Origin of the sequence: Reyranella sp. (genome assembly GCF_050185545.1) — a bacterium.
Lineage (GTDB): Bacteria > Pseudomonadota > Alphaproteobacteria > Reyranellales > Reyranellaceae > Reyranella.
This window is the reverse complement of the sequence record NZ_JBFWZI010000128.1, coordinates 1-3,691: the sequence shown is the minus strand read 5'-3', so window position 1 is coordinate 3,691 and position 3,691 is coordinate 1. Positions and strand designations below refer to the sequence as shown.

6 protein-coding genes are annotated in these 3,691 nt (G+C 63.6%); 3 read left to right on the top strand and 3 right to left on the bottom strand.

The genetic code is table 11. The features are described 5' to 3' along the window. Positions 1-76: 76 nt before the first annotated feature. Genes AB7O82_RS26520 through AB7O82_RS26510 form a run of 3 tightly spaced genes read left to right on the top strand, consistent with a single transcriptional unit; the run spans position 77 to position 1,487 of the window. On the top strand, positions 77-253 hold the full coding sequence (locus AB7O82_RS26520; RefSeq protein ID WP_428554153.1) for a ribbon-helix-helix protein, CopG family: 177 nt from the start codon (positions 77-79) through the stop codon (positions 251-253). A gap of 1 nt (position 254) precedes the next feature. Further along, complete coding sequence (locus AB7O82_RS26515) at positions 255-599, top strand: VOC family protein (protein WP_428620544.1); 345 nt, start codon at positions 255-257, stop codon at positions 597-599. Positions 600-602: 3 nt separating this feature from the next. Continuing rightward, positions 603-1,487 carry a class I SAM-dependent methyltransferase gene (locus tag AB7O82_RS26510; protein ID WP_428620542.1) on the top strand — a complete coding sequence of 295 codons (885 nt, stop codon included), beginning with the start codon at positions 603-605 and terminating at the stop codon, positions 1,485-1,487. Positions 1,488-1,500: 13 nt separating this feature from the next. Here the strand turns inward: AB7O82_RS26510 and AB7O82_RS26505 are convergent, their stop codons facing one another. From AB7O82_RS26505 to AB7O82_RS26495, 3 genes are all read right to left on the bottom strand, one after another. Further along, on the bottom strand, positions 1,501-2,172 hold the full coding sequence (locus AB7O82_RS26505) for a glutathione S-transferase family protein (RefSeq protein WP_428554161.1): 672 nt from the start codon (positions 2,170-2,172) through the stop codon (positions 1,501-1,503). Between the two features lie 78 nt (positions 2,173-2,250). Continuing rightward, entirely contained in the window at positions 2,251-3,087 is an 837-nt protein-coding gene (locus AB7O82_RS26500; RefSeq protein WP_428554163.1) for a MerR family transcriptional regulator, read from the bottom strand. 104 nt (positions 3,088-3,191) lie between these two features. Then, the coding region (locus tag AB7O82_RS26495; protein WP_428620540.1) for an alpha/beta fold hydrolase at positions 3,192-3,691 on the bottom strand (500 nt) is incomplete at its 5' end.

The following is a 3,691-nucleotide window of genomic DNA, read 5'->3' as shown; positions in this document are numbered from 1 at the left end:
CGAGTAGCCAGTGGCGGGCTTCCTCGCTTTGCGATGAGTTGACTGATTGCTATATTGCTAGCATTCTAGGAATGCAATGGACGACGAGGAGGTCAAGCAATTCAATGTGTATCTGCCGGTCCGGCTGATCAGGCGGGTGAAGCATCACGCCATTGAAGCGGAGTTATCGCTCTCGGCACTCGTGGCCGAAGCGTTGCGCGCCTACCTCGATGAAGGCCAGTCGAAGCGGCCGTTGTCCAGAAAGGAGAAGTGACATGACAACCGATGGCGTCGAGGCTGTTCTGCTGACGACCCACAACTGGGGCAAGGCTGCCAAGTTCTTCCAGGCGCTGGGCTTTGTCCTCGAGTTCGAGACCGACCACAACTCAGGTCAGATGCGCAATGGTGTGGGACCCTACCTCTTCATCGCAGAGGTCCCGGCAAGCCAGGAGACCGAAGCGCATGTTGTCCTCAAGGTGGCCGACGAGAATGCGTTCCGGCCCGAGCCGATCCTCGATGTGATAACTCCGTTCGAGGACACACATTGGGGGACGCGGGAGATGACCATCCGCGATCCCGATGGACGCATCTGGCGCCTCCAGGCGCCGGCCAAAGAGTAAGCGATGGCGCTCTCGAAACGGACGAAATCGACGAAACACCTGCAATCGGCGGCGCCCGACCAGACGGCGATCCGGACTGCACTGTGGCGCGCACTTCACGTGCAGATCGACCCACTGCCGCACGCATTGGAGGACGAGATCGGGCTCAGGATCGCCGCACCGGATGAAGGCTGGCAGCGGCGCGGCGACATGCACCCGCAGGGCACCAGGACCTATCGTGCCTCCATCGTGGTGCGCGCGCGCTTCGTCGAAGATCTGGTGGCCGACGAGATGAGCCTCGGCGTCGGGCAATATGTGCTGCTTGGAGCCGGACTCGACACCTTCGCTCTGCGACGGCCGGATTTGGCGGGACGCCTCGATATCTTCGAGATCGACCGCGCTGGCCCACAGGCCTGGAAGCGGCAACGGCTGCTCGATCTCGGTTTGGGCATCCCTGATAATTTGCGGTTGGTGCCGGTCGATTTCGAAGCGGGCGAGTCCTGGATGGAGAGGTTGGCCGACGCAGGGTTCGATGCGTGCAAGCCAGCCGTTGTCGCTTCGACCGGTGTCAGCATGTATCTCACGCGTGACGCGAACCTCGCGACCATGCGCCAGATCGCTGCCTTCGCGTCAGGCACGACCTTCGTGATGAGCTTCATTGGCCCAATGGAGTTGATCGATCCTGCGGAGCGGTCCGGCGTCGAGGCGGCAATGAAGGGCGCACGCGCCGGCGGCAATCCCTGGCTCAGCTTCTTTACGCCCGACCAGGCGCTGGGCCTCGCCCGGGAAGCGGGTTTCCAGAGGGTGCGGCATGTATCGGCAGCCGAGCTGAACGCGCGCTATTTCCCCGCGAGGGCAGATGGCCTCAAGACGACGAGCTCGGAAGAGCTGATTGTCGCGACGACCTGAGGCTCTGGCGCTGCTACCCGATGAAGCTGAGATCGAGGCCCATCTGGGCGACATATGGCCTTTCGTCCGCCAATGCGGCGCCGAGCACTGGCGAATCGAGGTGCCTTCGGAAGTAGGTCTGAAGCTTCGGGAAGCGATCGTCGATGCGCCGGCCGAGGTAGTGGAAGACGATCAGGTTGGAGACGACGGCGAGGTCGGCGATCGACAGCTCGCCACCAACCAGGAAGGCTTCGGGCGCCCGACTCTCGAGATAGCCGAACGCCTCGGGAGCGGCCTCGTTCACCGCGGCATCGATTGCGGCCTGATCCGCGGGGAGCTTGCGGATGTTCGGATTGACGACCTGATTGTGGAAGATCGGATGCACGACGTTGCGAAACAGCGCCGAGCCTGCCCAGGCATCGAGGAACACCGCGGCGCCGAGCTCCTTGCTGTCGGCCGGGAGAAGGGCCGGTGTCGGGTGTTTGCGTTCCATGTAGTGGATGATCGCGGTCGAATCGGCGAGCCGGAAACCGCCGTCGTCGATCGCCGGGATGAGGCCTGTGGGGCTGATGTCGCGCCAGTTTGCCGGCGGGTTGTCCGGAACGACGGGAATGACGACGTCGAGATCGAATGGCACTCCCTTGAGTCGTGCTGCGACGAGCACCTTTCGCGTATGGACCGACAGCGGCACACCATAGATCTTCATCTGACTCTCCTCATGTTCTGGGATCGAACGACGACTCTGCGGCGGCCGGTGGCCGCTCCTGACCTGGTCGGCGCGCGTTCAGGCGGCGCGGCGAACCGGAAACTGGATTTCCACCAGGGCACGCTCGAAGCCGGGTGGCTCGGTGATCGGCTCGAGAAAGACCTCGCGGCAAGGCCCGGCGATTTCGTACTGGTTGGCCTCGATCCAGGTGCCGATCGCGGCGAAGGATGAATGGCTTACGGCGTTGGTCCCGGGCCTTACGATCGTCGCCATGGTCGGAACTGCCGGAAGCTCGCTGGCCAGCAGCAGGCAGTTTCCGGAAACGCGTATGCTCGCGTTCGACTGCCGCGTCAGGGAGAAGCCGATATCGAGGTCGAGCGCCTCGTCGTCGACGTCATTGCGCGCCACGACCATCAGCTTGTCGCGCAGGGCGGGGCGAATCTGCCGGGCGCCTTCCTGCGCGATGGTGCGGATCATGGACACGACCTCGTCCATGCCCTCGAAGGACCTGCGAACGGAAAGAAACGGGACCGCGGCAACGGACTTGACGATCACGTCGAAGCCCTCGATTCGCCCCTGGCGATCGATCTCCGCGATACGCGACTCTATGTGGCGCAGACGGGTCTCTTCGGCGCGAAGCGACTGCTCGACCTGTGCGCGCTTCATGGCGAGCATGCCGCGCAGCTCCTCCGGAGAGATCCTGTTCTCGAGCAGCGGTCCGATCTGCTCGAGGGTAAGCCCGAGCTCCTTCAGCGCCAGAATGCTGTTCAGCCGCGGCAGCTGGCGAATGCTGTAGTAGCGATACGCGCTCCTGGGATCGGTATGGCCCGGGCGCAGCAGCCCGAGCTGATCGTAGTGCCGCAATTGTCTCGCCGATACCTGGGCGATTTGCGCGAATTCTCCAATCCTGAACATTCCCTTCACCTCGGCAGTGCAATCGGCATCGTGCAACCGAACTGTGCGGCGATCCCGCCAAGCGGCCCCTCACGGCGCATCAAATCGACGGGACTTGACGGAACTCAGCTGGCGAGGAAGCCCATGAGATCGCGGACCACGCGATCCTTCTCGGTCACCACCAGGCCGTGCGAGACTCCGTCGTACAGCCCCTCGTACTCGATCATCCTCGACCCGGGAATTCCCTGTGCCGTCGCCCGTGCCAACCCGATCGGCACGGGGATGTCGGCTGTTCCATGCAGTACCAGGGCGGGCACTTTCACCGACGACAGCTCGGGGCGGAAGTCGGTGGCGCTGAACGCATCGACACAGGCGATCGTCGCCTCGAGACTGGCCTGCAAAGCGACGTCCAGCCAGTGTTGCACCATCTGCGGCGTCGCCGGGTTGGTCGCGGGCCGTTTGATGTCGAAGAAGACGTCTTTCAGGAGGTCGGCCAGGAAGGCGGACCGATCCTTGGCGACGCCCGCCTTGATGCCCTCGAACACCGCGCTCTCGATGCCTGCGGGATTGCCAGGGGACCTCAGAAGGCAGCTTGCCGCAGCGCCGACGAAGCCCGCCATGGCGA